We start from the raw sequence: 284 nt of genomic DNA, 5'->3' as shown, positions 1-284 counted from the left end.
CTGATCGACGCGCGCACGATCGGCGTGCAGCCGTGGGAAAAGAAGATGGTCCCGGTCGTCGAAAAGGCGATCCGCGAGTCGGATCTCGGCCTGAACCCGGCTACCCAGGGCGACGTGATCCGCGTGCCGATGCCCGCGCTGACCGAAGAACGCCGCCGCGAACTGACGAAAGTCGTCAAGAGCGAAGCCGAAACGGCCAAGGTCGCCGTGCGCAATCTGCGCCGCGACGCGAACGAGCAACTGAAGAAGCTCGTTAAAGACAAGGAAATTTCGGAAGACGACGA

General features: G+C 62.3%; 1 protein-coding gene. It reads left to right on the top strand.

Annotated elements, in window-relative coordinates; all coding sequences use genetic code 11:
• Nucleotides 1-284 (top strand): ribosome-recycling factor (locus tag SB753_RS36495; protein WP_410804987.1); only part of this gene is annotated, 284 nt, incomplete at both ends.

This window comes from Paraburkholderia sp. SIMBA_053 (assembly GCF_046534895.1).
Lineage (GTDB): Bacteria > Pseudomonadota > Gammaproteobacteria > Burkholderiales > Burkholderiaceae > Paraburkholderia > Paraburkholderia caledonica.
Note: the sequence above shows the minus strand (reverse complement) of the source record. Positions and strands in the feature narration are given on the sequence as shown.